Source organism: Aliihoeflea sp. PC F10.4 (assembly GCF_054612275.1).
In genome coordinates this window covers 3,998,275-4,024,764 of the sequence record NZ_JBTSWH010000001.1, presented here as the reverse complement: position 1 = coordinate 4,024,764, position 26,490 = coordinate 3,998,275, and the positions used below count along the sequence as shown (strand labels likewise).

Annotated in this window: 30 protein-coding genes; 18 read left to right on the top strand and 12 right to left on the bottom strand. The window is 62.2% G+C overall.

The genetic code is table 11. The annotated features are described in order from the left end of the window. Window positions 1-14: 14 nt before the first annotated feature. The gene (locus ACX82Z_RS20175; RefSeq protein ID WP_459590877.1) at window positions 15-896 is read right to left on the bottom strand and encodes a LysR family transcriptional regulator; all 882 of its coding nucleotides are present in this window, start codon (window positions 894-896) and stop codon (window positions 15-17) included. A 154-nt stretch (window positions 897-1,050) separates the two neighbouring features. Between ACX82Z_RS20175 and ACX82Z_RS20170 the strand changes: the two genes are divergently transcribed. After that, the gene (locus tag ACX82Z_RS20170; RefSeq protein WP_459590876.1) at window positions 1,051-2,547 is read left to right on the top strand and encodes a CoA-acylating methylmalonate-semialdehyde dehydrogenase; all 1,497 of its coding nucleotides are present in this window, start codon (window positions 1,051-1,053) and stop codon (window positions 2,545-2,547) included. Between the two features lie 331 nt (window positions 2,548-2,878). After that, entirely contained in the window at window positions 2,879-3,265 is a 387-nt protein-coding gene (locus ACX82Z_RS20165; protein ID WP_459590875.1) for a hypothetical protein, read from the top strand. 64 nt (window positions 3,266-3,329) lie between these two features. Here ACX82Z_RS20165 and rpmF read toward each other — a convergent pair whose 3' ends face one another. Beyond that, a complete protein-coding gene (gene rpmF / locus ACX82Z_RS20160; protein ID WP_024587246.1) occupies window positions 3,330-3,512 on the bottom strand; it encodes a 50S ribosomal protein L32 in 183 nt (60 codons plus the stop codon). A gap of 149 nt (window positions 3,513-3,661) precedes the next feature. After that, the gene (mtgA, locus tag ACX82Z_RS20155) at window positions 3,662-4,369 is read right to left on the bottom strand and encodes a monofunctional biosynthetic peptidoglycan transglycosylase (protein ID WP_459911902.1); all 708 of its coding nucleotides are present in this window, start codon (window positions 4,367-4,369) and stop codon (window positions 3,662-3,664) included. 163 nt (window positions 4,370-4,532) lie between these two features. Between mtgA and ACX82Z_RS20150 the strand changes: the two genes are divergently transcribed. Next, window positions 4,533-5,444 carry a polyprenyl synthetase family protein gene (locus ACX82Z_RS20150; RefSeq protein WP_459590874.1) on the top strand — a complete coding sequence of 304 codons (912 nt, stop codon included), beginning with the start codon at window positions 4,533-4,535 and terminating at the stop codon, window positions 5,442-5,444. Window positions 5,445-5,536: 92 nt separating this feature from the next. Continuing rightward, window positions 5,537-6,136 (top strand): undecaprenyl-diphosphatase, encoded by a 600-nt coding sequence (locus tag ACX82Z_RS20145; RefSeq protein ID WP_459590873.1) that lies wholly within the window; start codon window positions 5,537-5,539, stop codon window positions 6,134-6,136. Here ACX82Z_RS20145 and ACX82Z_RS20140 read toward each other — a convergent pair. Further along, window positions 6,133-6,969, bottom strand: a complete 837-nt coding sequence (locus tag ACX82Z_RS20140) for a lytic transglycosylase domain-containing protein (RefSeq protein WP_459590872.1) — start codon at window positions 6,967-6,969, stop codon at window positions 6,133-6,135. The two genes, ACX82Z_RS20145 and ACX82Z_RS20140, sit on opposite strands and share 4 nt — an antisense overlap. Before the next feature lies 1 nt (window position 6,970). Further along, window positions 6,971-8,224 (bottom strand): flavodoxin-dependent (E)-4-hydroxy-3-methylbut-2-enyl-diphosphate synthase, encoded by a 1,254-nt coding sequence (gene ispG, locus ACX82Z_RS20135; RefSeq protein ID WP_459590871.1) that lies wholly within the window; start codon window positions 8,222-8,224, stop codon window positions 6,971-6,973. A gap of 131 nt (window positions 8,225-8,355) precedes the next feature. Between ispG and ACX82Z_RS20130 the strand changes: the two genes are divergently transcribed. The 12 genes from ACX82Z_RS20130 (at window position 8,356) to ACX82Z_RS20075 (ending at window position 19,171) form a co-directional block, all read left to right on the top strand. Further along, window positions 8,356-9,144 (top strand): 3-hydroxybutyrate dehydrogenase, encoded by a 789-nt coding sequence (locus tag ACX82Z_RS20130; protein ID WP_459590870.1) that lies wholly within the window; start codon window positions 8,356-8,358, stop codon window positions 9,142-9,144. Continuing rightward, the gene (locus ACX82Z_RS20125; protein WP_459590869.1) at window positions 9,141-10,256 is read left to right on the top strand and encodes a patatin-like phospholipase family protein; all 1,116 of its coding nucleotides are present in this window, start codon (window positions 9,141-9,143) and stop codon (window positions 10,254-10,256) included. The genes ACX82Z_RS20130 and ACX82Z_RS20125 overlap by 4 nt, the downstream gene beginning before the upstream one ends. Window positions 10,257-10,296: 40 nt before the next feature. After that, window positions 10,297-11,463, top strand: a complete 1,167-nt coding sequence (locus ACX82Z_RS20120; protein WP_459590868.1) for an NAD(P)/FAD-dependent oxidoreductase — start codon at window positions 10,297-10,299, stop codon at window positions 11,461-11,463. Window positions 11,464-11,646: 183 nt separating this feature from the next. After that, a complete protein-coding gene (locus tag ACX82Z_RS20115) occupies window positions 11,647-12,072 on the top strand; it encodes a glyoxalase superfamily protein (RefSeq protein WP_459590867.1) in 426 nt (141 codons plus the stop codon). A 116-nt stretch (window positions 12,073-12,188) separates the two neighbouring features. Next, window positions 12,189-12,794, top strand: a complete 606-nt coding sequence (gene leuD / locus ACX82Z_RS20110; protein ID WP_459590866.1) for a 3-isopropylmalate dehydratase small subunit — start codon at window positions 12,189-12,191, stop codon at window positions 12,792-12,794. 27 nt (window positions 12,795-12,821) lie between these two features. Next, window positions 12,822-13,634, top strand: coding sequence for a hypothetical protein (locus ACX82Z_RS20105; RefSeq protein WP_459590865.1), 813 nt, complete (start codon window positions 12,822-12,824; stop codon window positions 13,632-13,634). Window positions 13,635-13,707: 73 nt separating this feature from the next. Next, window positions 13,708-14,733 carry a class 1 fructose-bisphosphatase gene (locus ACX82Z_RS20100; RefSeq protein WP_459590864.1) on the top strand — a complete coding sequence of 342 codons (1,026 nt, stop codon included), beginning with the start codon at window positions 13,708-13,710 and terminating at the stop codon, window positions 14,731-14,733. Between the two features lie 83 nt (window positions 14,734-14,816). Next, window positions 14,817-15,722: an alpha/beta hydrolase gene (locus ACX82Z_RS20095; RefSeq protein WP_459590863.1), complete on the top strand. Its 906-nt coding sequence runs from the start codon at window positions 14,817-14,819 to the stop codon at window positions 15,720-15,722. Window positions 15,723-15,828: 106 nt separating this feature from the next. Next, the gene (gene leuB, locus ACX82Z_RS20090) at window positions 15,829-16,932 is read left to right on the top strand and encodes a 3-isopropylmalate dehydrogenase (RefSeq protein ID WP_459590862.1); all 1,104 of its coding nucleotides are present in this window, start codon (window positions 15,829-15,831) and stop codon (window positions 16,930-16,932) included. A 197-nt stretch (window positions 16,933-17,129) separates the two neighbouring features. Continuing rightward, a complete protein-coding gene (locus tag ACX82Z_RS20085; RefSeq protein WP_459590861.1) occupies window positions 17,130-17,954 on the top strand; it encodes a ferredoxin--NADP reductase in 825 nt (274 codons plus the stop codon). 66 nt (window positions 17,955-18,020) lie between these two features. Further along, window positions 18,021-18,428, top strand: coding sequence for a hypothetical protein (locus tag ACX82Z_RS20080; protein WP_459590860.1), 408 nt, complete (start codon window positions 18,021-18,023; stop codon window positions 18,426-18,428). Between the two features lie 200 nt (window positions 18,429-18,628). Further along, the gene (locus tag ACX82Z_RS20075; protein ID WP_459911900.1) at window positions 18,629-19,171 is read left to right on the top strand and encodes a glyoxalase superfamily protein; all 543 of its coding nucleotides are present in this window, start codon (window positions 18,629-18,631) and stop codon (window positions 19,169-19,171) included. Between the two features lie 51 nt (window positions 19,172-19,222). Here the strand turns inward: ACX82Z_RS20075 and ilvD are convergent, their stop codons facing one another. After that, complete coding sequence (gene ilvD, locus ACX82Z_RS20070) at window positions 19,223-21,067, bottom strand: dihydroxy-acid dehydratase (protein ID WP_459590859.1); 1,845 nt, start codon at window positions 21,065-21,067, stop codon at window positions 19,223-19,225. A 707-nt stretch (window positions 21,068-21,774) separates the two neighbouring features. Here ilvD and ACX82Z_RS20065 point away from each other — a divergent pair. Both ACX82Z_RS20065 and ACX82Z_RS20060 read left to right on the top strand, forming a co-directional pair. Beyond that, window positions 21,775-22,587, top strand: a complete 813-nt coding sequence (locus ACX82Z_RS20065; RefSeq protein WP_459590858.1) for an FAD binding domain-containing protein — start codon at window positions 21,775-21,777, stop codon at window positions 22,585-22,587. Between the two features lie 96 nt (window positions 22,588-22,683). Beyond that, window positions 22,684-22,920, top strand: a complete 237-nt coding sequence (locus tag ACX82Z_RS20060; protein WP_459590857.1) for a DUF982 domain-containing protein — start codon at window positions 22,684-22,686, stop codon at window positions 22,918-22,920. A gap of 323 nt (window positions 22,921-23,243) precedes the next feature. Here the strand turns inward: ACX82Z_RS20060 and ACX82Z_RS20055 are convergent, their stop codons facing one another. The 6 genes from ACX82Z_RS20055 to ACX82Z_RS20030 form a co-directional block, all read right to left on the bottom strand. Continuing rightward, complete coding sequence (locus ACX82Z_RS20055; RefSeq protein WP_459590856.1) at window positions 23,244-23,423, bottom strand: hypothetical protein; 180 nt, start codon at window positions 23,421-23,423, stop codon at window positions 23,244-23,246. 44 nt (window positions 23,424-23,467) lie between these two features. Continuing rightward, entirely contained in the window at window positions 23,468-23,890 is a 423-nt protein-coding gene (locus ACX82Z_RS20050) for a metallopeptidase family protein (RefSeq protein WP_459590855.1), read from the bottom strand. 52 nt (window positions 23,891-23,942) lie between these two features. Further along, window positions 23,943-24,173: a Trm112 family protein gene (locus ACX82Z_RS20045; RefSeq protein WP_459590854.1), complete on the bottom strand. Its 231-nt coding sequence runs from the start codon at window positions 24,171-24,173 to the stop codon at window positions 23,943-23,945. Continuing rightward, a complete protein-coding gene (locus ACX82Z_RS20040; RefSeq protein WP_459911898.1) occupies window positions 24,151-24,822 on the bottom strand; it encodes an LON peptidase substrate-binding domain-containing protein in 672 nt (223 codons plus the stop codon). Before ACX82Z_RS20040 ends, ACX82Z_RS20045 begins: the two co-directional genes overlap by 23 nt. A 106-nt stretch (window positions 24,823-24,928) precedes the next feature. Continuing rightward, window positions 24,929-25,885: a thioredoxin gene (gene trxA, locus ACX82Z_RS20035; RefSeq protein ID WP_459590853.1), complete on the bottom strand. Its 957-nt coding sequence runs from the start codon at window positions 25,883-25,885 to the stop codon at window positions 24,929-24,931. 39 nt (window positions 25,886-25,924) lie between these two features. Beyond that, window positions 25,925-26,434, bottom strand: a complete 510-nt coding sequence (locus ACX82Z_RS20030) for a prolyl-tRNA synthetase associated domain-containing protein (protein WP_459590852.1) — start codon at window positions 26,432-26,434, stop codon at window positions 25,925-25,927. Window positions 26,435-26,490: the final 56 nt, after the last annotated feature.

Sequence of the window (26,490 nt, the reverse complement as noted above, 5' to 3'; positions counted from 1 at the left end):
TGCAGGGTCTTTCTTCATGCAAAAAGCGCGCGATCCCGTTCGACGGTCTGCGCGATATGTGCCGCAACGGCCTGGATGCGGCGGACCGGCCGCACGGATTCGTGATAGACGAGCCAATAGGCGCGCCTGATGGGCTTGATCGCCTCGATATGCACGAGATCGGCGTGCTTGCGCGCGATGAAGGAATGCAGGATGCCGATGCCGGCTCCCGCTCGCACCGCCTCGACCTGGCCCAGCGCGGACGACACCGAATAGCGCGCCTCCCATTGCGGATGGAACTGGCGCGCATAGTCGAGCGAGGGCGAGACGATCAGGTCCGGCACGTAGCCGATGAGCCGATGGTTCGGCAGGTCGTCAGCATCTTGGGGCAACGCGTTGGCGGCGGCATAATCGCGCGAAACATAAAGCGCCAGCGTGTAGTCGACGAGTTTGACCGCCACGAGCCGCCCCTCGGTCGGCCGGTCCACAGTGACGGCGATATCCGCCTCATGCCGCGAAAGGGAAAACGAGCGCGGCACCGGCACCAGTTGCAAATCGAGGTCGGGATGAAGCGCGGACAATTGCGGCAGGCGTCCGGCAAGATAGGCAACGCCGAAACCGTCCGGCGCGCCGATCCTGACCGTACCGGAAAGGGAGCCGCCCTCATCGGCCATCTCCGCGCGCGCGGCGATCACGTCGGCCTCCATACGCTCGGCCACCGACAGGAAACGTTCGCCTTCCGGCGTCAGTTCGCAGCCTGTCGTCAGCCGGTTGAGCAGCTTCGCGCCGAGCGCGGATTCGAGCGCGACCACGCGCCGCGAAACCGTCGCATGATTGAGGCCGAGCCGCTTTCCCGCCCCCAATATCTGCCCGGATCGCGCCACGGCCAGGAATACGCGCATATCGTCCCAGTTCATCGAATATCCTCCGGCCGCCTCCATACCGCGTTGCGCATATTACTGCACCTTGTTTCTTGCGCACTCATTCATGCACAGCGGATTGCACCAGCGTGACGTTGCTTTCCCGGTTTTCCGGGTCGATGATGCGACCAACCACAAGGGAGAGACGCTCATGATCGAGGTCGGACATTTCATCGGCGGCAAGCGCGTCGCCGGAACTTCGGGACGCAGCCAGGACATCATGCAGCCGATGGACGGCTCGGTGCGCGGCAAGGTGGCGCTTGCCTCGCGCGAGGAACTGCGCAAGGCCGTCGAAAATGCGAAGGAAGCCCAGATCGGCTGGGCCGCGACCAATCCGCAGCGCCGGGTGCGCGTTTTGATGAAGTTCCTCGAACTCGTCCAGAACGGATATGACGAACTGGCCGAAATGCTGGCCCGCGAGCATGGAAAGACCATCCCCGACGCCAAGGGCGACATCCAGCGCGGCCTCGAAGTAATCGAGGTTTGTCTCGGTGCGCCGCATCTGATGAAGGGCGAATACACCGACGGTGCCGGCCCCGGCATCGATGTCTATTCGCTGCGTCAGCCGCTCGGCGTCGTCGCCGGCATCACGCCGTTCAACTTCCCGGCCATGATTCCGCTCTGGAAGATCGGTCCGGCCATCGCGGCGGGCAACGCCTTCATCCTGAAGCCGTCGGAACGCGACCCGTCCGTGCCAATGCGCATCGCCGAACTCTTCATCGAGGCCGGGCTGCCGGCCGGCGTCCTCAATGTCGTCAATGGCGACAAGGACGTGGTCGACGGCATTCTCGACGATCCGGACATCAAGGCCGTGGGCTTTGTCGGCTCGACGCCGATCGCGCAGTACATCTATTCGCGCGCAACGGCGAACGGCAAACGTGCGCAGTGCTTCGGCGGTGCCAAGAACCACATGATCATCATGCCTGACGCCGATATGGACCAGACCGTCGACGCATTGATCGGCGCAGGCTACGGCTCGGCCGGCGAGCGCTGCATGGCCATCTCGGTTGCGGTGCCCGTCGGCGAGGAAACCGCCAACCGGCTGGTCGAAAAGCTGGCTCCGCGCGTCGAGGCGCTGAAGATCGGCTCATCGCTCGACGCATCTGCCGATTTCGGACCGGTGGTCACCGCCGACGCGCTTGCGCGCATCAAGACTTATGTCGATGGCGGCGTGAAGGAAGGCGCAAAACTCGTCGTCGACGGGCGCGACTTCAAGATGCAGGGCTATGAGAATGGCTATTACATGGCCGGCTGCCTGTTCGACCACGTCACGCCCGACATGAAGATCTACAAGGAAGAGATTTTCGGCCCCGTCCTGTCGGTGGTGCGCGCCAAAAACTATGAGGAAGCGATCCGCCTGCCGAACGAGCACGAATACGGCAACGGCGTCTCGATCTTCACGCGCGACGGCGATGCCGCACGCGATTTCGCCTCCCGCGTTCAAGTCGGCATGGTCGGCGTCAACGTGCCGATTCCGGTGCCGATCGCCTATTACACGTTCGGCGGCTGGAAAGCCTCGGGCTTCGGTGACCTCAACCAGCACGGACCGGACGCGTTTCGCTTCTATACCAAGACCAAGACGGTTACGTCACGCTGGCCGTCCGGCATCAAGGACGGCGCGGAGTTCGTCATCCCAACGATGAACTGATGCCGCACGGTTTTCTGTCTGCGCGGCCTCGCCTTTGGCCGCGGGCGCGCGGGCGGGCATCAGGGACGGCGCGGAGTTCGTCATTCTCACGATGGATTGACGTTCTTTGCTACTATAAATCTTGTAGAACGGGCGTCCAATGACGCCCGTTTTCTTTGGGTTCCATCAGCTCAAGTAACGTATCGTCACAAAATGGTGATGGAACGGATACCTTTTCTCAACCCTTGTTTGCCCGAGACCGCCAAGCGCGGAAATGTAGAGATTTCAAGGTCGGGCCAGGGTATTTTGTAGAGCGTCGTTCCCCGCTGACCGAAACGCAGGAGGTGCCATCATGGCACGTACGGCATTTATCGTTTCAGCGTCCGCAGCCGCCATGGTTCTGACTGCTCTTCCCTTCGCGTCGGCAACCAGCCCAAACGCGGATATGGCGACCCAGACGACCGCACCCGTCGAACAGCAGCTTCCGGCGATGAATGCCAACATGCTCAACATGAATATGTGCAGCGATCGCACCCATATCGTTTCCGAACTAGAACAGCAGTTCAAGGAGAACGTTACCGCAGTCGGCATGGTCGACCAGAATGCTGTCGTGGAAATCTTCGTGTCGGACAGCGGATCCTGGACGATCCTCGCAACCGGTACGGACGGCAATAGCTGCATCATTTCGGCCGGCGAAGGCTGGGAATCGACCCAGATGGTTCGCGGGACCGACGCCTGATCCCCTCGTCAGGCAAACAAAAAAGCCGGGCAATGCCCGGCTTTTTTAATGCACAAGGGAAGGCTCAGCCTTCCTTCGGCGTCAACACCTGGCGACCGCGATACATACCGGTCTTAAGATCGATATGGTGCGGGCGGCGCATCTCGCCGGAATTCTTGTCTTCGGTGAAGGTCGGCGACTTCAGCGCATCGGCCGAACGACGCATGCCACGCTTCGAAGGCGAGGTCTTCCTTTTAGGTACTGCCATTTGTCTGCTCCGGTAAACGGTCGATGGCCGCCGCCGCCCTTTGGACAAGGGCCTGCAACTGGCCGAATTCTGCGAAGGTTGCGGTGCCTATACACGCATGGGCGTGGCTTGGCCAGACTCGGCGTGCAGATTTTTATCTGCGTTCCCGCTTACCGCAAACACCCGACATAAGCGCCAGCCTGCGCCGCGCGGCGCTCGATCGTATTGGCGAGGCGACTGAGGCCGGGGCCCGGATTGCCGGGATTTCGCGTCAGCGGGCTCGGCAGCGACACCGCCAGAAGCGCCGCCTGTCGGGCGGTCAGATCGCGCGCCGAGCGGCCGAAATGATATTGCGCGGCCGCTTCCGCGCCATAGATGTTCGGTCCCCACTCGGCGATGTTCAGGTATATTTCCATGATCCGCTTCTTCGGCAGCACGGCGTCAACATAAAGCGACAGCGGCACCTCGATGCCTTTGCGGATGACCGAGCGGCCATGCCAGAGGAACAGGTTCTTGGTGGTCTGCATGGAGATGGTCGAAGCGCCGCGCGTGCGTTCGCCGGACATCGCACCCTCTATGACGGTGTTGAGCGCGCTCCAGTCGACGCCCTGATGAGCGCAGAACTGGCCGTCCTCCGACATCATGACCGCATGGACGATGCGTGTTCCCATGTCGTCGATCGGCACCCAGCGCCGGTCGTAGCCCTGAAAGGTCAGCGCATCGCGCACCATCAGCGTGGACGGAGCGGGCACGGCCGGCAGGCGGTAAAGCAGCGTCAGAACCATCGGCAACAGCGCAATGATGACGAGCAACATCAGCCCGCGCCGAAGCCAGCGTAGCCGCGACTTGCGCGTGCGGCGCGGTTTCAGCAGCGCCATGGCCTCGGGCCTTTCGCGTCTGCGCGGCTCGACCTCGATTGCAGGCTCGTCCACCCGTTTCTTCCATGTCCTGACACCTGATCCCGTCTAGCGTCTCAGGGCGAAAGGCGCAATCTTCGCCAGCCGACTTGACCGTGACGTGATTTGCGGCGATGCCTCGCCGATGCAGACCGATATCGATTTCGAAACGCTGCTCTCCAGCGCCGCCTTGCGTGTGGAGACGATGCTGGAAGCCCTGCTCGCGCCGGACTTGGCCGAAGGAGAACTTGCGCGCCCCGCGCGCCTTCTGGCGGCGATGCGCCACGGCGTCCTGAACGGGGGCAAGCGCCTGCGCCCGTTCCTGTTGACGGAAAGCACAGCAATGTTCGGCGTGGATGGCGAGGCCGTGCTGCGCGTGGCGGCCGCACTCGAATGCATCCACTGCTATTCGCTGATCCATGACGACCTGCCGGCCATGGACGACGACGATCTGCGCCGAGGCCAGCCGACCGTTCATAAGGCGTTCGACGAGGCGGCCGGCATTCTCGCTGGCGACGCGCTTTTGACGCTCGCCTTCGACATCGTCGCCGACGCGGCGACCGACCTTCCCGCCGAAACGCGCCTCGCCCTGACCTTGAAGCTTGCCCGCGCGGCCGGCATCGGCGGCATGGTCGGCGGGCAGGCGCTCGATCTTTCGGCCGTGCACGACGCGCCGGACGAGGCCGCCATCATCCGGCTTCAGGCGATGAAGACCGGCGCGCTGATCCGGTTCGCCTGCGAAGCCGGCGCGATCGCAGCCGGTGCATCAAAAACGGATATCGAGCGTATGGGCGAGTTCGGCTCGGCGGTCGGCCTTGCGTTTCAGCTCGCCGACGACCTTCTCGACCGTACCGCAAGCGCCGAGGCCATGGGCAAGGCGACCGGCAAGGACACCGGTGCCGGCAAGGCGACATTGGTCGATCTGCATGGCGAGGCGTGGGCGCGCACGCAGTTGAAGGGTCTCGTCACGCAGGCCGAGGATGTGCTCGCACCTTATGGCACGCGCGCAGGCATTCTCATCGCGACGGCGCGGTTCGTGGCAAGCCGCCAACGATGAAAGGTTAAGACGCCGGCTAACGGCCAGTTAACCAGCCGGGCGCAATCTCGCCATCGAATCGGTGCATGCGACGCGCCGAAATGCGAGACCATATGAACGCCATCGATCAGCAGCTTTTTCTCATGCTCAACGCGTCGAGCGACAATTGGGGCGTTATGGCCGCCATCGCCTTCGTCGCGGCGAAAATGATCATCTATCTGATTCCGCTCCATCTGGTCATGATCTGGGTGCTGGGCGACCGTTCCGTACGACGGCAGGCGCTGATCCTCCTCACCGCGCTCGTGGCAGGTCTGGCTGTCAGCTATCTCATCGGCAAGATCGTGCCGACGCAGCGCCCCTATCTGATCCCGATCGGTCACGCGCTGGTCGAGCATCGTTCCAGCCCATCCTTCCCGTCCAATCACGGGCTGATCATGTTCACTTATGCGATCACAATGGCGATGCTTTCGCATTGGCGTCATGCGCTGGTGATCGGCGCAGCCGGGCTTATCGTGGCTTGGGCGCGCATCTATGTCGGCGTCCATTTCCCGTTCGATATGGTGGGCGCCGTGTTTGTCGGCGCATTGGCGGCATGGCTGGCCATCCGCTTCGACCGACTGTTCGGCGCTCGCCTGCTCGCGCTGGCGGACCGGCTTTACGCGCTGTTCGTGCTGCGCCCGGCGCGCGGCCTTGCGCAACGCTTCAACGGTTAGCGATTGCGTATGACGATGCAGGAGCCACCCGAATGGCGCAGCGCCGCGCAGATTTCGTCCGCCTCGCCCCGCGTTGCCGCTCCGATCCGCACCGCATAGACACCCGCCCGCCCGCGACCCGAGCGCATGCGGCTGACGACCGGCTCATGATCGGCAAGCACCCGTACATGCGACTGGCGCAATCGTTGCCATTGCCGGAGCGCCGCATCGCGGCGGAAATTTCCCGCGACCTGAATGCCCCATGGCAGGATGTGCTGGCTCGCCATGGCGATCATCGACGCGCCGGTCGCGGGAAGCTGCCGGCAGGCGTCGTCGAACGGCTTATCGTCATCAAGTGGCTGGACCGCGACCGCCCTCGTTACGCCGATAAACGAATCGGCCGGCGCACCCATGATGTCGAGCACGTAGTTTTCCGTTTCCAGCGGCAGGAAGCCGCCCGACGCGAGCCAGCGCGACACGCGCCCTTCGCCCGAATTATAGGCGGCCGCGGCAAGGCCGGGATTGCCGTATTTGGCGGACAGTTCGGCGAGATACGCTGCGGAGGCCGCAAGCGCGCGATGCAGATCGAAGGAATCGCCAAGCCCGCGCAACGCCGCAGTGCCGGGCATGAACTGCGCGATGCCCTCGGCCCCGGCCGGACTGACGGCGTTCGGGTCGAACCGGCTCTCCTTCCAGATAAGACGCGCGAAATAATCGACCGACAAATCGTTACGCACTGCGTTCTCAGCGATGAGGTCGCAGACGAGGCCGATTGTGGGGGGAGCCTTTTCGGCGGCGTGCAGGTGCGCGGAATAAAGAAGGGCGAGCGCTGAAAGAGCTGCCCGCCACCGCATGTCAGGCGGTTTCGCCGCGCCCGAAGCGCTTTTCGATATAGTCCGCGACCATCACCTGAAAATCGGCGGCGATTGCCGGACCGCGCAAGGTGGCCGCCTTCGCGCCGTCGATAAAGACGGGTGCGGCCGGCGTCTCGCCCGTTCCGGGCAGTGAAATGCCGATATCGGCATGTTTCGATTCGCCCGGCCCGTTGACGATGCAGCCCATCACCGCAACCTTGAGATTTTCGACGCCCGGATATTTCTCGCGCCAGACAGGCATGTTGCGGCGAAGATCGCCCTCGATGGTCTGCGCGAGTTCCTGAAAGACGGTCGAGGTCGTCCGCCCGCAACCCGGGCACGCCGCAACCACCGGCAGGAACTGGCGAAAGCCCATGGTCTGCAGCAATTCCTGCCCGACCTGAACCTCGCGCGTGCGGTCCCCGCCCGGCTCGGGCGTCAGCGAAATGCGGATCGTGTCGCCGATGCCCTGCTGAAGAAGAACGCCCATGGCGGCCGACGAGGCGACGATGCCCTTCGTGCCCATTCCGGCTTCGGTGAGACCCAGATGCAGCGCATGGTTCGAACGCTTGGAAAGCTCGACATAGACGGCGATCAGGTCCTGAACCTGAGAAACCTTGGCTGACAGGATGATGCGCTCGCGCGCCAGCCCGATCTCTTCGGCAAGCTCTGCCGACAGAATCGCAGACTGCACGATCGCTTCGCGCGTCACTTCCTGCGCCGTCATCGGCGCGCCTTTCGCCTGATTGTCGTCCATCAGGCGCGTCAGAAGTTCCTGATCGAGCGAGCCCCAATTGACGCCGATACGCACCGGCTTGTCGTGCCGGATCGCGGTTTCGACGATGGCGGCGAACTGCTTGTCCTTCTTGTCCTTGAAGCCGACATTGCCCGGATTGATCCGGTACTTCGCCAGCGCTTCCGCGCAGGCAGGATGATCAGCGAGAAGCTTGTGGCCGATATAATGGAAATCGCCGACGAGCGGCACGTCGACGCCGACCCGCTCCAGCCGTTCGCGGATTTTCGGCACGGCGGCCGCGCTTTCGTCCCGGTCGACGGTGATCCGCACTATCTCCGAGCCGGCGCGGTGAAGCGCGGCGACCTGCGCCACCGTAGCGTCGATGTCTGCCGTGTCGGTGTTGGTCATCGACTGGACGACGACCGGTGCGCCACCGCCGACGAGAACACCGCCGACGGGCACCGGAACCGAAACGCGCCGCGTCAGCGGACGGTCGAGAAACTGGACATGCGGGTTCACTGGGTCGCCTCGTTCTGCGCCTGATCCTCCCGGATTAAACCCCGCTCCGGGCAGGAGCAAGGCACACCGGCTGGATTTTGTGCTGCACTGCAATATATGATCGGGAAAAGAAGATACAAACGAATGACGGGTTGAAAACGATGAACGCACGAACCGCCGTGGTAACCGGATCGACCTCGGGCATAGGACTTGCCATCGCAAGGTCGCTCGCGGGCAAGGGTTTTAACCTTGTCCTTAACTCCTACACCAACGATGAGGCCGACACGGCGCTTGCCGAAAAACTCGCCGAGGAGTTCGGCGTGAAGGCGATCTATGTCAGCGCCGACATGTCGAAGGCGGCCGATTGCCGCGCACTCATCGAAAAGGCGGCACAGGCATCTGGAACGGTGGATTTGCTCGTCAACAATGCCGGCATCCAGCATGTCGCGCCGATCGACAAGTTTCCGACAGATCAGTGGGACCGGATCATCGCGATCAATCTGAGTTCGGCCTTCCACACCACGGCTGCCGTGCTTCCGCTGATGCGCAAGGCTGGCTGGGGGCGCATCGTCAACATCGCGTCGGCGCATGGCCTTCGCGCCTCGGTCAACAAATCGGCATATGTCGCCGCCAAGCACGGCATCGTCGGCTTCACCAAGGTTACGGCGCTGGAAACGGCGGGTGAGGGCATCACGGCGAATGCCGTTTGCCCCGGTTTCGTCCTGACGCCGCTCGTCGAAAAGCAGATCGAGGATCTGATCGCCGAAACGGGCGAGAGCCGCGACGACGTGGTCGCGAACCGCATCCTGCAAAAGCAGCCGTCGAAACAATTCGCCACCGTCGAGGAAATCGGCGGAACGGTCGCATTCCTGGCATCCGACGACGCCGCGCAGATCACCGGCACGACGATCTCCGTCGATGGCGGCTGGACCGCGCAATGAACGCGCGAGCCGGCAGCACGAAGCCGGTCAATGTCGCGCTTCAGGGCGGCGGCTCGCACGGCGCGTTCTCGTGGGGCGTGCTCGACCGGCTGCTGGAGGACGGGCGGCTCGATGTCGCCGCGCTTTCGGGAACCAGCGCCGGTGCGATGAACACGGTCGCCTTTGCCGATGGCTGGGCGCGCGGACGCCATGACGGCGCGCGCGAGGCTCTGTCGAATTTCTGGGCGGCGGTGGCGCGCAAGGGACGATTCAGCCCGATCCAGCGGACGCCGTGGGATGTTTTGTGGGGCAATTGGCAGGTCGAGAACTCGCCGGGTTACGTCTTCTTCGACGCCTTCACCCGCATGGTCTCGCCTTATGTGGCGAACCCGCTCAACCTCAATCCGCTGCGCGACGTCGTCGAACACGAGATCGATTTCGAACGCGTAAGGACCGCGTCCGGGCCGAACCTCTTCATCTCCGCAACGAATGTGCTGTCCGGCCAGATCCGCGTCTTCGGCAAGAAGGAAATCACGGTCGATGCGGTGATGGCGTCAGCCTGCCTGCCCCATATCTTCCAGGCGGTCGAGATCGATGGCGAGCCTTACTGGGACGGCGGTTATGGCGGCAACCCGGCGCTCTTTCCGTTCTTCACCGGCTCGAAGACCGACGACGTGCTTCTCGTCCAGATCAATCCCGTCGCCCGCGACCGCGCGCCGACCTCATCGCGCGAAATACAGAACCGGATCGACGAGATCACCTTCAACGCCGCGCTTTTGCGCGAATTTCGCGCCATCGCCTTCGTCAAGGAACTGATCGCCGCCGGCAAGATCGATTCGGGCCAGTATCGCGACATACGCATGCATCGGATCGATGCGGACGAGGCGTTCAAGGATTTGTCGGCGTCTTCGAAGATCAACGCCGAATGGGCGTTTCTGGAATATCTGCGCGATCTGGGGCGCAGCGCCGCCGAAGACTGGCTGGCCGATCATTTCGACGCGGTCGGCAAAATGCCGACACTCGACATTTCCGACATGCTGACGCCCGACATGAAGCCGAAGCAGCGCGCGCTTGGCCGCCGCGTTCAGGAATTCATGCAGACCCGCAAGAATCCGGTCGACACCGCCGCGTGAGCCTGTTTCCCTGACGCTGTTAGAAACAGGCGGAGACGGCATGCACCGGGATATCGTGATCATCGGCGGCGCGATCATGGGCGCGTCGTTGGCGTACTTTCTGCGTGAGGAAGGGTTTACGGGCACGGTCGCCGTCATCGAGCGCGACCCGGCCTTCGCGCAGGCCGCCACGACACTGTCCTGCGCCTCGATCCGCCAGCAATTCTCGATCCCCGAAAACATCCGCCTGTCACGCTTTACGCTCGGCTTTTTCCGGGAGTTGCGTGACCGCTTCGGCGACGATGCCGACATCGGTTTTCGTGAAAAAGGATATCTCATCCTCGCAAGCGCCGAGGGACGCGCGATCCTCAAAGCCAATCACGAAATCCAGATGCGGGAAGGCGCGGATATCGCTTTGATGTCAGCGGGCGACCTCGAAGCGCGATTTTCATGGCTATCGGCGGACGGCATCGCAGCAGGTGCCTATGGGCGAAGCGGCGAAGGCTGGTTCGACGCCCATGCGCTGCTCGGCCTGATCCGCAAGAGCCTGAAGACCCGCGATATCGACCTTGTTCAAGGCGAGGTGACGGGCATCAATCGGCAAGCCGATAGCGTCACAGGCATCATGCTCGCCGACGGAACGCGCATCGAGGCGGGCCTGGTCATCAACGCTGCCGGCCCGAATGCGGGGCGCGTCGCCGCGATGGCAGGGATCGATCTGCCGATCGAGCCGCGCAAACGCTCCGTCTTCGTCTTCGAGGCGCAGGAGCGTTTCGACGACATGCCGCTAACTGTCGATCCGTCCGGCATCTATGTGCGGCCGGAGGGCGGCGTCTATATTACAGGCGGAGCGGAGGATCACACGGGCGACACGGCCGCCGATCCGTGCGACTTCGAACCGGACTGGCCGCTTTTCGAGGAACGCATCTGGCCGGTTCTGGCCGTGCGCATCCCCGCTTTCGAGGCGCTGAAACCCGGCCGCGCCTGGGCCGGGCATTACGACTACAATACGCTCGACCAGAACGCCGTGATTGGACCGCACCCGGAGGTGTCGAACTTCATCTTCGCCAACGGCTTTTCCGGCCACGGTTTGCAACAGGCACCGGCCGTCGGCAAGGCGCTCGCGGAACTGGTCGTCCATGGCGAATACCGCACGATCGACTGCACGCCTTTCGGCTATGCACGCATCCGCGAAGGCCGTCCGTTTCGCGAGCTGAACGTCATATAAGCAGCCATTGAACAAACGAAAGCCGGTACCTATCTGCGCGTCGGGCCGGAAGCGCCCGCCGTCCGCAGGCGCCAAGCCAAGGTGAAGTCTTCCCTCGTCATTCGTTTCCCCTGTCATGTGACGGCCGAAACGGCAAAGCGGACACCCGTCGCGTAAATCGCCGCATCGATAGGAGAGATCCGGATGACCAACAGTGTATCCGCATTCAAGGACCATGCCCGCCGCCTGCGCACAGCGCTCAAGGAGGACGGGATCGAAATCACGCATTCGAAGGCGCTCGAACTCGTCGCCCGCCAGGAAGGCGTGCGCGACTGGAACGTGCTTGCCGCGCGGCCGGAAACGCAAGAAGCGCTGCCCTTTACCGTCGGCGATGCCGTTTCGGGCACGTTCAACGGCAAACCGGCGAAAGGTCATGTCCACGCGCTGGCGAAGACCATCAAGCCCGATCTGTGGCGCATGACGGTCACGTTCGACCCGCCGGTCGATGTCGTTACCTCGCCGCATTTCTCGGCCGAGCGGCGACGCGTGGAGATGGTCGTCGGTAAGGATGGCCGCTCGCGGCGTCTGACCGGCACCGAGACGGGCGTTGCCGAACTCGCCCGCGTTTAAGATCGAACGCGTCTGACATGAAAAGGGGCAGCCTTCACGGGTTGCCCCTTTGCTTTGGCGGGTCGGTTGGAGTAAACCAGCGCGCAACGATCGAAAAGAGAACGGACTTCGGTAAGATGGAAAAGTTCACGAAGCTGACGGGCGTCGCCGCCCCCCTGCCCATCGTCAATGTCGATACCGACATGATCATTCCGAAGGACTATCTGAAAACGATCAAGCGCACAGGGCTTTCAAAGGGCCTGTTCGCCGAAATGCGCTTCAATGAGGACGGTACGGAAAACCCGGATTTCGTCCTGAACAAGCCAGCCTATCGCAAGGCGCAGATCCTCGTTGCAGGCGACAATTTCGGCTGCGGATCGAGCCGCGAGCATGCACCCTGGGCCCTGCTCGATTTCGGCATTCGCTGCGTGATCTCCACGTCCTTCGCCGACATTTTCTACAACAACTGCTTCAAGAACGGCATCTTGCCGATCATGGTCAGCCAGGACGACCTCGACAAGCTGATGGACGACGCCGAGCGCGGCGCGAACGCGACCTTGACGATCGATCTGGAAGCCATGGAAATCCATGGTCCCGATGGCGGCACCGTCAAGTTCGACCTCGATGAATTCAAGCGCCATTGCCTTCTGAACGGGCTCGACGATATCGGCCTGACCATGGAAAAGGCCACGTCCATCGACGGCTTCGAAAAGACCTACGCCGAAACCCGCCCCTGGGCCTGACAGCGAAACGTAAGGACGGAGCCGGCCATGCGAAGCACGATGTCCCTCTTCGCCGGCCTGCTCGTGCTTGCCGTTCCGGTATGGGCGCAGGACGACGCGCCGATCGAGTTTGCCGGTACGACTTTCACTATTACCGAAGCGGATGACCTGCAAAAAATCCTGACGGCCGACGGCGAGGAGATCGCGCGTGACTATGTGATCTTCCATGACCGCAACGTGACGCTCGGCGACATCGAGGTCGCGATCTTCCAGAAAGGCCCGGGCGGCAATATGTGCGGCTCGGTCAGCGTTATGGTGTGGCGCGACGGTGCCGGCGATTTGCAGGCGGCTTCGCCGCCGGACGAGTGCGGCGCGCCCTCGCCCGCCGTGACGCAGGATGCGATCTTCTTCGTTCCCTATCTGATGCCGGGCGCGCAAGCCGTGGTGCGGCGTTGGTCTCCCGACGAGGGAATGCGGACCCATGGCTCGATCGCCTATGTACCCGAGCCCGATACGGGATGGGACGATTTCGATCCCGCTGCGATGTCCTACCCGACGGATGTTTTCCGCAACGCGGCGATCTACGAAATGGCGCTTGCCACCCTGGGCGACAATTTGAGCAACGTGACGACCGCGCTGCTCGTTTCGGCGGGCCTCGAACCTCTCGGCGACAGCGGCATTTACACCGCGAATGGCTGCGTGCCTCATGCCTGTGGCGCATCGGATGGCTTCATGGCGATCGACACCGCGAACAGGCGGCTCTATTTCGCGCAGCAGCACGCGAGAACGGCGTGGCCTCCGCTCGATGATTGGCCCGAGAATATCCGCGCTGCAAAGGACGAGGCGATCGGAGCCGAATGATCCGGGCGTCCTTGTCCTGACACGAAAAACGGCTAAACCGTTTTCCAACGCTTTCAGAACGCAAGGATCGCCCGTGACGAACAAGACCCTGACCCGCTTTCTCGTCGAACAGCAACGCGAGAAGGACGCGCTTCCCGGCCAGTTGCGCCTCTTGATCGAAATCGTCGCACGCGCCTGCAAGGCGATCAGCCATTCGGTGAACAAGGGCGCGCTCGGCGGCATGCTCGGCGATCTGGGCAGCGAGAACGTACAGGGCGAAGTCCAGAAAAAGCTCGACGTCATCGCCAACGAAATCCTTCTGGAAGCCAACGAATGGGGCGGGCATCTGGCCGCCATGGCTTCGGAAGAGATGGAGGCGATCTATCCGACGCCAAACCGTTTCCCACGCGGCGAATATCTTCTGCTTTTCGATCCGATCGACGGCTCGTCCAATATCGACGTCGATATCTCGGTCGGCACAATCTTCTCGGTGCTGAAGGCACCGGCCGGGGCTGAAGGGCGCGAAATAAACGAGGCCGATTTCCTTCAGAGCGGTGCGACGCAGGTCGCCGCTGGCTACGCGATCTACGGCCCGCAGACGCTTCTCGTGCTGACGGTCGGCACCGGCGTCTACGAATTCGCACTCGACCGCGACATGGGCTCCTGGCGCATGACGCAGTCCAACATCACCATCCCCAAAGCCTATGCCGAGTTCGCCATCAACATGTCGAACTATCGCCACTGGGCACCGCCCGTTCGCCGCTATGTCGACGAGTGCCTCGCGGGCAAGGAAGGCGCTCGCGAAAAGAATTTCAACATGCGCTGGACGGCTTCGATGGTCGCCGACGTGCATCGCATTTTGAAGCGCGGCGGCATCTTCATGTATCCCTGGGACGCCCGCAAACCCGACACGCCGGGCAAGCTGCGCTTGATGTACGAGGCGAACCCGATGGCGTTCCTTATCGAGCAGGCCGGCGGCGCGGCATTCGACGGGCGCACGCGCATCATGGATGTCGACGCAACCGCGCTGCACCAGCGCGTCGGCGTGGTTCTCGGCGATGCTGACGAGGTCGAGCGTGTCGTCGCCTATCACCGCGAGCACGATCAGGCGAGCACCTGACGAAGCGCTGCGATGCGTGATGGAACCGATGCGGTGTTGCCGGGCTTGATCCCCTGTCCGGAACCAACGCCTGCAAAGGATCGATGACGCCAGCGAAGAAACCAGCCCGCCCAATACGCCGCCCCGCAAGGCAGAAAGATGCAGGCTCGTGGGGCGTGCTCGCCGCGATCGCGGCGGCGATCGGCGGGCTTGCGATGGCGGGGGTGTTGATGCTTGCCATCGTGCCCGACCACTTCCTGTTTCGCGACCGCCTCGCCTTTTCCATCCTCGATTTCGGCACCGAGCGCGAAATGCTTCCGCTCGACCAGACGACGCATGACGGGCTGATAGTGCGCTCGTGGTATGTCGCGCCGCAGGCCGGCCGTCCTGTCATCGTCTATTTCGCTGGCCGCGACGGCGATATCGTCAGGAAGCCAGCGCATCTGGTCGACCGCGTTGCGGATGGGTTCGGTCTGGTTCTGGTTGGTTATCGCGGCTATGGCGGCAATCCGGGCGTGCCGCGCGAGATCGACATGCACCGCGACATTCTCGCCCTACTGGCCAAGCTTCGCGACGATGGCCTGACAGGCAGCGGCACGATCCTTTATGGCTATTCGATGGGATCGGGTTTCGCCGCCAACGCCGCGTCGCTGACCGACCCGTTGGCCGTGATCCTCGAAGCGCCGATCAGCAACTTTCTGGCCGCCGTGCGCCAGCAGGCCGGCCCGGTGCCGAGCTTTCTGGTTCGCACTCGGCTCGACAATCTCGCACGCATTCGCGAAATCAATGCGCCGGTGTTGCTTCTGGCAGGTGGGCAGGACGCGGTGACGCCGCCCTCTTTCGCGCGGGCGCTGGCCGCCGCCAATCCATCCTTCGCCAGTGTCGAAATCTTTCCCGAGGCCAACCATGTCAACATCGTGCGGCTGGGCGGGCGTGAGAGGATCGGCGCGTTTCTGGATCGCATCGACAGCCGCACCATGGCCGCTGGTCCATCACCGAATCCAGCCTGATTGCTTCGCAAAGACTGGACGCCCGCGCTCAAGCGCAATATCAGCAAGACCGACAGAAACTGTCGCAGTGATCACACTTGGCGACACAATCGACCGGAGGTTCTTCATGGCATCGCGCAAGCTTCTTCTTCTGCCCGGCGACGGTATCGGCCCGGAGGCCATGGCCGAGGTGCGCAAGCTGATCGCGATCATGAACGACGAAATGGGCGCGGGCTTCGAAGTGGAGGAAGGTCTGGTCGGCGGCAGCGCCTATGACACGCATGGTCAGGCGATCTCCGAGGCCGACATGGAAAAGGCGATGGCGGCTGACGCCGTCCTGTTCGGCGCAGTCGGCGGGCCGAAGTGGGACAGCGTCCCCTATGAGGTGCGTCCCGAGGCCGGGCTTCTGCGCCTTCGCAAGGACATGGAGCTTTTCGCCAATCTGCGTCCGGCGATCTGCTATCCCGCGCTTGCCGCGTCGTCCTCGCTCAAGCCGGAAGTGGTCGAAGGTCTCGACATCCTCATCATCCGCGAACTGACCGGCGGCGTCTATTTCGGAGAGCCGAAAACGATCACGGATCTCGGCAACGGCCAGAAGCGCGCCATCGACACACAAGTCTACGACACGTTCGAAATCGAGCGCATTTCGGGCGTGGCCTTCGAGCTTGCGCGCACGCGCCGAAATGAAGTCTGCTCGATGGAAAAGCGCAACGTCATGAAGTCGGGCGTCCTTTGGAACGAGGTCGTCACCGCGACCCACAAAGCGAAATATTCCGATGTAAAGCTGACTCACATGCTGGCTGACGCTGGCGGTATGCAGCTCGTGCGCTGGCCCAAGCAGTTCGACGTGATCGTCACGGACAATCTTTTCGGAGACATGTTGTCCGACGTTGCCGCCATGCTGACCGGCTCGCTCGGCATGCTGCCGTCGGCCTCGCTTGGCGCACCCGACGCGAAGACCGGCAAGCGCAAGGCGCTCTATGAGCCGGTACATGGCTCCGCCCCCGACATCGCCGGTCAGGGCATCGCCAACCCGATCGCGATGATTGCGTCCTTCGCCATGTGCCTGCGGTATTCGTTTAACATGGTGGCAGAGGCCGACCGTCTGGAAGCGGCGATCTCGGCTGTTCTCGACGATGGCATCCGCACGAAGGACATTGCTTCCGAAGGCGCGCGTACGGTCTCGACGACCGAGATGGGCGACGCCGTGGTGGCGAAGTTCCGGAGCTGACACCGCTCCATTCTGCAAAAGGGCCGTGACGCGAAACAGGCGCGTCGCGTAGCTCGCAATTGACGCGAAAGCGTTTCACGCCGCCCGATTGCACCGCTCGGGCGGCGATGCTATCTCAACGGCAACCTTCCCGCGCCCGCCACGCATTGATTGCGAAGCCGCAAAAGGCGCCGGTTCAAGATGTATCAAGGATAGCCATGCAGACCGCAGCGCTTGCCGCCACCGACATTGCCGCCCCGGATTTCCCGATCCCCGCCAACACCTATGCCGAAAAGGTGGTGTCGGTGACGCATTACACCGACAGCCTGTTCTCGTTCCGCATTACAAGGCCCGCCGCCTTTCGCTTTCGCTCGGGCGAGTTCGTCATGATCGGCCTGCCCAATGCGCAAAAGCCGGTGTTCCGCGCCTATTCGATCGCAAGTCCTTCATGGGACGAGGAGGTCGAGTTCTATTCGATCAAGGTCGAGGACGGCCCGTTGACGCAGCATCTGCAGAAGATTCAGCCCGGCGACACCGTGCTGATGAAGCAGAAATCGACCGGCACGCTGGTGCTGGACGCGCTGAAGCCCGGCAAGCGCCTGTGGCTGATCGCCACCGGCACCGGCTTCGCCCCCTGGGCGAGCCTTTTGCGCGATCCAGAAACCTACGAGAAGTTCGACGAGATCGTCGTCACCAACACCTGTCGGGATGCTGCCGACCTTGCCTATGGCAATCATCTCGTCGCTTCGCTGCATGCCGATCCGCTGATCGGCGAACTGACGGCGGGACGCGTGAAGTACATCGCCACCACCACCCGCGAGCTGTCTGCGCAGATGGGTCGTATCACCACCTTGATCGAAAACGGAGAACTGTTCGCCATCGCCGACTGCGCGCCGTTCGATGCCGCGAGCGACCGTGTGATGATCTGCGGCTCGATGGCGATGCTGAACGACGTCAAGGCGCTCATCGAAGCGCATGGCCTCGAAGAAGGCTCCAACGCCAAGCCCGCCGACTTCGTCGTCGAGCGCGCCTTCGTCGGCTGAACAGCCGAGTGCGCAGGAACCGGCAAACCGGCCGGACGTTCTCATGGGTATCGAAGGAGACGACCCATGAAGATCGACGACATCCGCGTTTCGCGCGCCGCCAATGACGGCGGTGCAGCAGAAGTCACTTTGAGCGACGAGGACGGCGCGGAAATTCGCATCGTTTTCCCGGTAGCCGGGCATGCCGTCGAGGATCGCGCCCATATTCTCGATGAAGCGCGCAGCCTGCTCGTCGTGGCCGCCGACAGCATCGGTGCACCGACCGCCCTGCCCGACGGATTGACGGCAGCGAACGGCAATGACGAAGTGCCGCTCGAAGTCCTGGAACGCGCCGATGGCGGTCGCCCGCTCGAATCGCTCGAAGAAGACGACGACAACGCCTATCAGGATTCCGACGACGCGCTGCCTGACGAGCGCGAGGAACAGGCGCTCGCGGCAGGCCTGACGCGCGGCCGCTTCGGCGACCCGACCTGAGGGCATCCGGCAAATCAAGATGACAGGCGGTTCGGCGAGCGCTAATGTTCGCGGACGGCCCGAGGCAGCCTGCAGTCCGCGCTCTTAATCAGAGTATGGCGAATGCCTCGCAAATGATTTCCCTGACTGGTTCAACCGTTGGGCGAAGGCGTTGGTAATGCGGATGCTGACGACGACTTCGCCATGACGGAGAACGAATGATGCGCGACTATCGCGATTCAAAATCCATGGCCAAGGCCTTGCGGGACGAGCTCACCGCACGCCAGACCACGATCACCCACAGCGAAGCCCTTGAAATCGTCGCACGCCAGTTCGGCGCGCCGAACTGGAACGTTCTTTCAGCAAAGATAGGCGATGGCGAGGCCCGCGAAGCGGGCATCGTCATGCAGTCTGCGGTTCCGATCGTGCGAATCTTCGACATTCCCAAGGCCGACGAGTTCTATCTCGGATTCCTCGGTTTTTCGGTCGACTGGGATCATCGTTACGGCGACAATTTTCCGCTCTACCGGCAAGTTTCACGGTCTGGACTGAGGCTTCATCTGTCCGAGCATGCGGGTGACGCGACACCGGGCGGTAACATGTGCGTTTATATGACGGGCATCCGCGAATTTCATCGCGAACTCAGTGACCGTGATTATAGGTACATGAAGCCCGGACTGGAAAAACAGGACAACCGGCTTGAAGTGCAGGTCACGGACCCGTTCAACAACCGCATCCGCTTCATGGAAATCGTTTCGGGATGAAGCCCGATGCCGGCAGCGGATTGCGAAATCCGCTGCCACGCATTCAACCTATCAGCCGATGTCCGGCAGTTTGCGAACCGCGCCCTTGTCGGCGCTGGTCGCGAAGGCGGCATATGCCTTGAGCGCCGTCGTGACGTTGCGCTTGCGCGGTTCTGACGGCTTCCAGCCGGCCTTGTCCTGCGCGGTCCGGCGCTGCGCCAGTTCGCCCTCATCGACGCTGAGCCGGATCGTGCGTCCGGGAATGTCGATCTCGATCGTATCGCCGTCCTGAACGAGGCCGATCAGGCCGCCATCGGCAGCTTCGGGCGAAACGTGGCCGATGGAAAGGCCCGACGTGCCGCCGGAAAAGCGGCCATCCGTCAAAAGAGCGCAGGCCTTTCCGAGCCCCTTCGACTTGAGGTAGCTGGTCGGGTAGAGCATTTCCTGCATGCCCGGCCCGCCCTTCGGTCCCTCATAGCGGATGACGACCACATCGCCGGCCTTGACCTCGTTTCCGAGAATTCCCTTCACCGCCGCGTCCTGGCTTTCGAAGACCTTGGCCGGTCCGGTGAATTTCAGGATCGATTCGTCGACGCCCGCCGTCTTCACGATGCAGCCATCGAGCGCGATGTTGCCGCTGAGAACCGCAAGCCCGCCATCCTTGGAGAACGGATGCTGCACATCGCGGATGACGCCGTTTTCGCGGTCCGTGTCGAGCTCTTTCCAGCGCGCGTTCTGGCTGAAGGCAACCTGCGTAGGAATGCCGCCCGGCGCAGCGGAAAAGAGTTCGAGCGCGGCCGGATTGTCGGTGACGGCGATGTCCCAGCGGTCGATCGCATCGCCGATGGTCTTTTCGTGGACGGTCGGCAGGTCGCGATGAATGAGACCGCCGCGATCGAGTTCGCCGAGGATCGCCATGATGCCGCCCGCCCGGTGAACGTCCTCCATGTGAACGTCGGACTTTGCGGGAGCGACCTTCGACAGGCACGGCACCTTGCGCGAGAGCCGGTCGATATCGTCGAGCGTGAAATCGATCTCGCCCTCATGCGCGGCGGCGAGGATATGAAGAACCGTGTTGGTCGATCCGCCCATGGCGATGTCGAGCGCCATCGCATTCTCGAACGCGCCCTTAGATGCGATATTCCGCGGAAGCGCCGTCTCGTCGTCCTGCTCATACCAACGCTGCGCAAGGCCGACGATCCGCTGTCCGGCCTCGAGGAACAGCCGCTTGCGATCGCCATGCGTGGCGAGCGTCGAGCCGTTGCCGGGCAGCGATAGGCCGAGCGCCTCGGTCAGGCAGTTCATCGAGTTCGCCGTGAACATGCCCGAACAGGACCCGCAGGTCGGGCAGGCAGACCGCTCGATGACCTGAACGTCCTCGTCGGACATCGTCTCGTCGGCGGCCGCAACCATCGCGTCGACCAGATCGAGCGAATGCGTCTTGCCGTCCGACAGCACGACCTTGCCAGCCTCCATCGGTCCGCCCGAAACGAAGATCGTCGGGATATTGAGGCGCAGCGACGCCATCAGCATGCCGGGCGTGATCTTGTCGCAATTGGAGATGCAGACCATGGCGTCCGCGCAATGCGCGTTGACCATGTATTCGACAGAGTCGGCGATGATCTCGCGCGAAGGCAGCGAATAGAGCATGCCGTCATGGCCCATCGCGATGCCGTCATCGACCGCGATCGTGTTGAATTCCTTGGCGACACCGCCGGACGCCTCGATCTCGCGTGCGACGAGCTGGCCAAGATCTTTCAGATGGACGTGCCCGGGCACGAACTGCGTGAAGGAATTGACCACGGCGATGATCGGCTTGCCGAAATCGGCATCCTTCATGCCAGTGGCGCGCCAAAGTCCGCGGGCACCAGCCATGTTGCGGCCATGTGTGGTGGTTCTCGACCGATAGGGGGGCATTTTGGTCTCCTCGTCACAGCCTTGCGAAACGAATAGACGTTCCGAAAGGGCTTTAACGTTATTTTCTTTCCAGTCGCGCCGTTGATAACGGGCTTGAGGCTCAAGGGAAAGCCCGAGAGATGGAACCGAAGCCGGAAAAAGAAAAGGCCCGTCGGGGGAGGAGATCCGACGGGCCAGATTTCGTGCGGTGCGGGAGGAGGTGCACCGCAGTCTTGTCTCGGGCCAGGGAGGAGGTTGGCCGTTGACAATCCGAAGATAGAAAAACGCTTCCGATTGTGCAACGCAATAAATCGCATACCAGCCATGCGTTTATGCCTGCGCTGTTTTGGCGAAACTGCCAACCCATTGAAAACATGACGTTAGGAAAATTGCTGAATGGTCAGACAGAGTGCACAAACTTTAATCTGAACTTGCCGCAAACACCATCATACCGCAACGCACAATAAACTCCGGTGCTTGCCGCATATTTCATTGGGAACAAGCAGACGCGCTTTTCGGTTAGCGTGGGCAAGCAGGTGTGGCGCGTGTCAATCGGGCCTGACGTCAAAGGGGAACAAGGCGATTTCCCGCCTTGGCCAACGAAACGGCAGACGAGCCTCTATCCCGTCCGCGCAGCATCTGTTTTCCGAATAGGCCCGCGATACGTGGAAGCCGGGATCAATGCACAGCCGATATACTTCCGAAGCTGATGACCGATGGCGGATTTGATGGCGCATGAGACGAAGGGTCCGGCTGCGGCCGTCGACCATAAGAAGGACGGTGTACGGATCGACGCCTCGACCCACAGCGCAGCGCTCGCCGCTGACCCCGGTATCCGCCAGCATTATCCGATCTTGTCGGCAGCGCTTTCGCATGATGAGAAAACAATAGGGAGCGATCTTCTCCAGCGCACGCGATGTCCGTATTTCCATGACATGCAAAGCGCCTGCAACAAACGCGAGCCGGGCTCGGGCTGCGATGCAATCATGAGGCATAATCAGCCTCATGCGATCATCGGCGCGAGCGAAGAATGCATCGCGGTTCATCCCTCAGACCTGGCGGTTGCAATGGTTGCGCTTGGCGCGCAGGTCGAAACGGCGCTGACAAAGGACGGCGGACGCATCCTCCCGATGGACGCGCTACACCGCCTGCCAGGCTCGACACCGCATATCGACCATCAACTACGCAAGGGCGAGCGCGTCATAAGTGTCGTCCTGCATAAACCGGCCGAACACCAGTTCTACCGCGTGATGCGTGATCGTTCGTCTGGCACCGACGTTACCATTTCGATCGCGATCACTTTCGATCTGGAACTTGACCACTTCATGAACATCCGCATCGGGCTTGGCGGGGTCGCGCACAAGCCATGGCGCGCAGCGCGGGCCGAAGAAGTGCTTGAGGGCAAGGCTCCCTCGCCCAAGCTTTTCGCGGACGCGGCGCGGGCCGAGTTGGCGGAGGCCAAAGGCTACGGTCACAACGATTTCAAGATCCCGATGATGCGCAAACTGATCGTCGATACCCTCACAGAAATGGCACGGTGAAGACCGAATGCGATCCGCCAAACTTTTGATCTATTGACGGGAACCTTATTTCACGAAAAACATTCACCGCACACAATGCGTGAGGAGGCATCGCGAATGTCCGAATTTCGGTTTGACGAACCGGTCGTTCTCAAGACGGGCGACCACGTATTCGAAGTATGCGACGTGCAGCAGGCCGCGCGCACATTGCGCGAGTCATGGCCCGAAACGCGCGGAAAATGGTACTACGCTGCCAATCGTGCGTGCCGCAGCGCCGCCAAGGGCGAAACGTCACCTCTTCTTGCGCGGCGCATGTTCAAGGAAGCCGTCGACGAATCCCGCCTTGGCGCATGACGAATTGTCGCGGGCCGTTTTGCATAGCTTCCATGCAGTTTTTCGGATTGCCAAAATAATCATCTGACGCCACATTCGGGGACGTCGACGGATCAACCTCCTCCCTGATCCTCGACGTTTGCGGCGCACCTCCTCCCGCGCCGCAGGAAATTGGCCCGCCGGACCTCCTCCCCTGGCGGGCCTTTTCACATCTGCACTCCCCCGTCTGATTACCTGACCTTAAGCCTTGCCTGTCATCATCTTGACATGGCCAGACGACGGAAAAGCAGGACAGGAAAATGGCTCGTGACGGGCGCACTCGCGGCATTGCTTGCCGGAGGCGGTTATTGGTGGGTCGCCAGCAGCAACCGGCCGATGCCCTCGATTTCAAAATCCGGCCCCACATCATCGACTTCGCGCACGACTAGCACGGCAAAGCAGCCGGCCCGCGCGCAGGAAACGCGGCGTGCGACATCGGCTGCGCGCCCCGTCGCTCCGGCCTCGATGCCGGTCGATCGTGTCATGAAAAACACCGTTCCGCGTCCAGCGATCTCCGTCGGCGGGTAGTTCAGGTCGCGTTTTCCTCGATCCGCTCCATATCGTCATCGGACAGGCCGAAATGATGTCCGATCTCATGGATCAGGACATGGGAGACGATATCGCCCAGCGTTTCCTCGTTTTCGGACCAGTAATCAAGGATCGCTCGCCGATAAAGCGTGATGCGGTTAGGTCCTTCGCCCGATTGCGGGTTCCATCTTTCGGCAATGCCGACACCCTCGAACAGCCCCAGAAGGTCGAACGGCGTTTCAAGCGCCAGATCGTCCATGATGTCCTCGGTTGGAAACTCGGCGATCTGGATAACAATCTCGCCCGTCAGCTGCCGGAACGCGTCCGGCAGGTGTGCGTAGGTTTCCAGAGCCAGCAATTCAAACTCTTCCAGCGACGGGGAAAGCTGATCATGCCAGGCGCGTGTTCTGTAAATTCGGCCCATATTTCGCCATATAGAGCGTTTGGCAAAGCAATGCGACCCCTCGGCGAGTTCGTCAGCCGCCTTCGCTCTCCTCAAGCCTGCGCGCCTCGGAGGGAAGCATGATCGCAATGCCGTCGCGAATGGGATAGGCGAGACGCGCGTGCCGGGACACCAGTTCCTGCTTCGCCTCGTCATAGGTCAGCGTCCCCTTGGTCAAGGGACAGACAAGCAGTTCGAGCAGCTTCGGGTCCGTCGCACGGCTCCTTCCCGGCTGGAGCGCGCTACTGGATACTGTTTCCGACATCCTTGCCCTCCTTCGCAAGCGCCATCTCGGTAATGGCGATCAGCGTTTCGGCACGCGTCTTCAAATCCGGCGCCTCCAGAAGCGCCTGCTTTTCGGCTGCACCATAAGGTGCCATCATCGACAGTGCATTGACCAGCGAGGCGTTCTCCGCCCGGCGGATGCTCGCCCAGTCCGCATCGAGATCATGCGCCTGCAGATAGGACTGGAAGGCGCGAAGCAGCGCCGGGCGATCCAGTTCGCTGGTGTCGGCCGCACTGTCGAGATCGGTGACGAAGGGCAGGATATGGCCCTGCCGGAACGGCGTGCGCACGTTCAACTCCCGGTCAAGCCGGAACCGGCACACGCCTTGAAGCGAAATCAGGTAGCGCCCGTCACCCGTTTCGGCGAAGGACGTCAGGCGGCCAAGACAGCCCACATCGCAAAGCAGCGGCTCGCCGTCTTCGCGGCAACTGCCGTCAAGCGCGGGCTGGATCATGCCGATGACGCGGTGCTTCGGCAGGACCGCATCGATCATCGCCAGATAGCGAGGCTCGAATATGTTGAGGGGCATGCGCCCGCCCGGCAGCAAAAGGGCGCCGCCGAGCGGAAATACTGGAATGGCTTCCGGAACGTCTTTCGCGCTGCGATAGCGTGCGTTTCCCGCCTGCACGAATTGCTCCATTCGATCTTCTGGATGGTCGCGACCACACGCCGCGACCGCCCCTTAATGTGGAGCAGCGAAAACGAAGCTCAATAGGACCGCGATGACCCGCCGTTCACGAAAACAGAAGCGAGGACAGCTTGCGTCGCGCAGCGAGCGTTGCCGGATCGGTCATGCCCCACGCCTCGAAGAACTTCAAAAGCTGCGCCCGCGCACCATCCTCGCGCCACTCCCGATCGGCCTTGACGATTGCCAGAAGACTGTCGGTCGCCGCAGTCCTGTCGCCTTGCGCGTTTTGGATCAGGGCAAGGTCGAACCGTGCCTCGTGATCGGCCGGGTCGGCCTCGAGCCGCGCGGCCAAGGCTTGCGGATCGCAGAGCCCGGCGACTTGCGCGCCCAGTTCCAACCTTGCCTTGACGGCGGCGATTTCGGGGTGGCCGGCCTTGTCCGCCGGGACCTGATCGATGACCGAACGCGCGTCGTCCTCCTGGCCGGCGTCGAGCAGCATGGCGGCAAGCGCGGCGCTCGCCTGCGGATGTCCCGCTTCCTCGGCCAGCACCGCCGAATAGATTTGCACCGCGCCCTGCAGATCACCGGCCTGTCGCGCTTCTGCGGCGGCATTCAGTGCGTCCTCGATGCCTGCGGCTGCGCCGCCGGGACCGGCGACCTTGTCGATGAATTCGGTGATCTTGCTTTCGGGCACGGCACCCATGAAGCCATCGACCGGCTGGCCGTCCTTGAAGGCAATGACGGCCGGGATCGACTGGATGCCGAGCTGCCCTGCGATCGACGGATGCTCGTCGATATTCATCTTGACCAGCTTGACCCGCCCCTTGGCTGCCGCAACGACCTTTTCCAGCGCAGGCTGGAGCTGCTTGCACGGTCCGCACCAAGGCGCCCAGAAATCGACGAGCACCGGCTGATTGCGTGATTCCTGGACTACGTCGGCCGCGAACGTCGCCGTCGTCGTGTCCTTGATCAGGTCAGCTGGCTGGGCAGCCCCGCCGCCGATGAGATCTGACCCGCCCTCGAACGAAGCGGCGAAGACGGGGTGAGCGGAACGGCGGTGCATCGGCAATCCTTTCGAATGAGGCGGGCAGCTGAACTGCCGTCAATGTGGCGAGGGCGTCGAAACATTCAAGATCAACGGATCGTGACCGGTCGCCCGCAAAAATGTCAGAAGGTCGTCGCGGCGAATGGAGGTCGTCGCCTCGTTCGTCAAGGGGTGGGCGTTGATGATTTCGCTTTCCATGAGTGCACGATCGAGAACGACGGTGACATCGAGGCCAGCATCGTTGATCGCACCGAACACCGTCACCGCGCCGGGCGTAACGCCGAGATATTCCATCAGTTTTTCCGGCTTGCCGAACGAAACGCGCGAGGCTGCACCGATGATGTGATGGATCTGCTTGAGATCGACGCTCGCTTTTTCCTCGACCGTCAGCATGAAAAAGCGGTCCTTCTTGTCCTTGACGAAAAGGTTCTTGGTATGCGCGCCGGCGATCTTGCCCCGCAGGGATTGCGATTCCTCGACAGTGAAGAGCGGTGGGTGCGAAACCGTATCGACCTCGATGTCGAGATCGGCGAGCATCGCGAAGAGGTCGTCGGTTGTTTTCGTCATGGGCGCGCCTGTTGGACGGGGGTCGTCGCCGTCTTAGTCGCTGAGGCTCCGTTGCG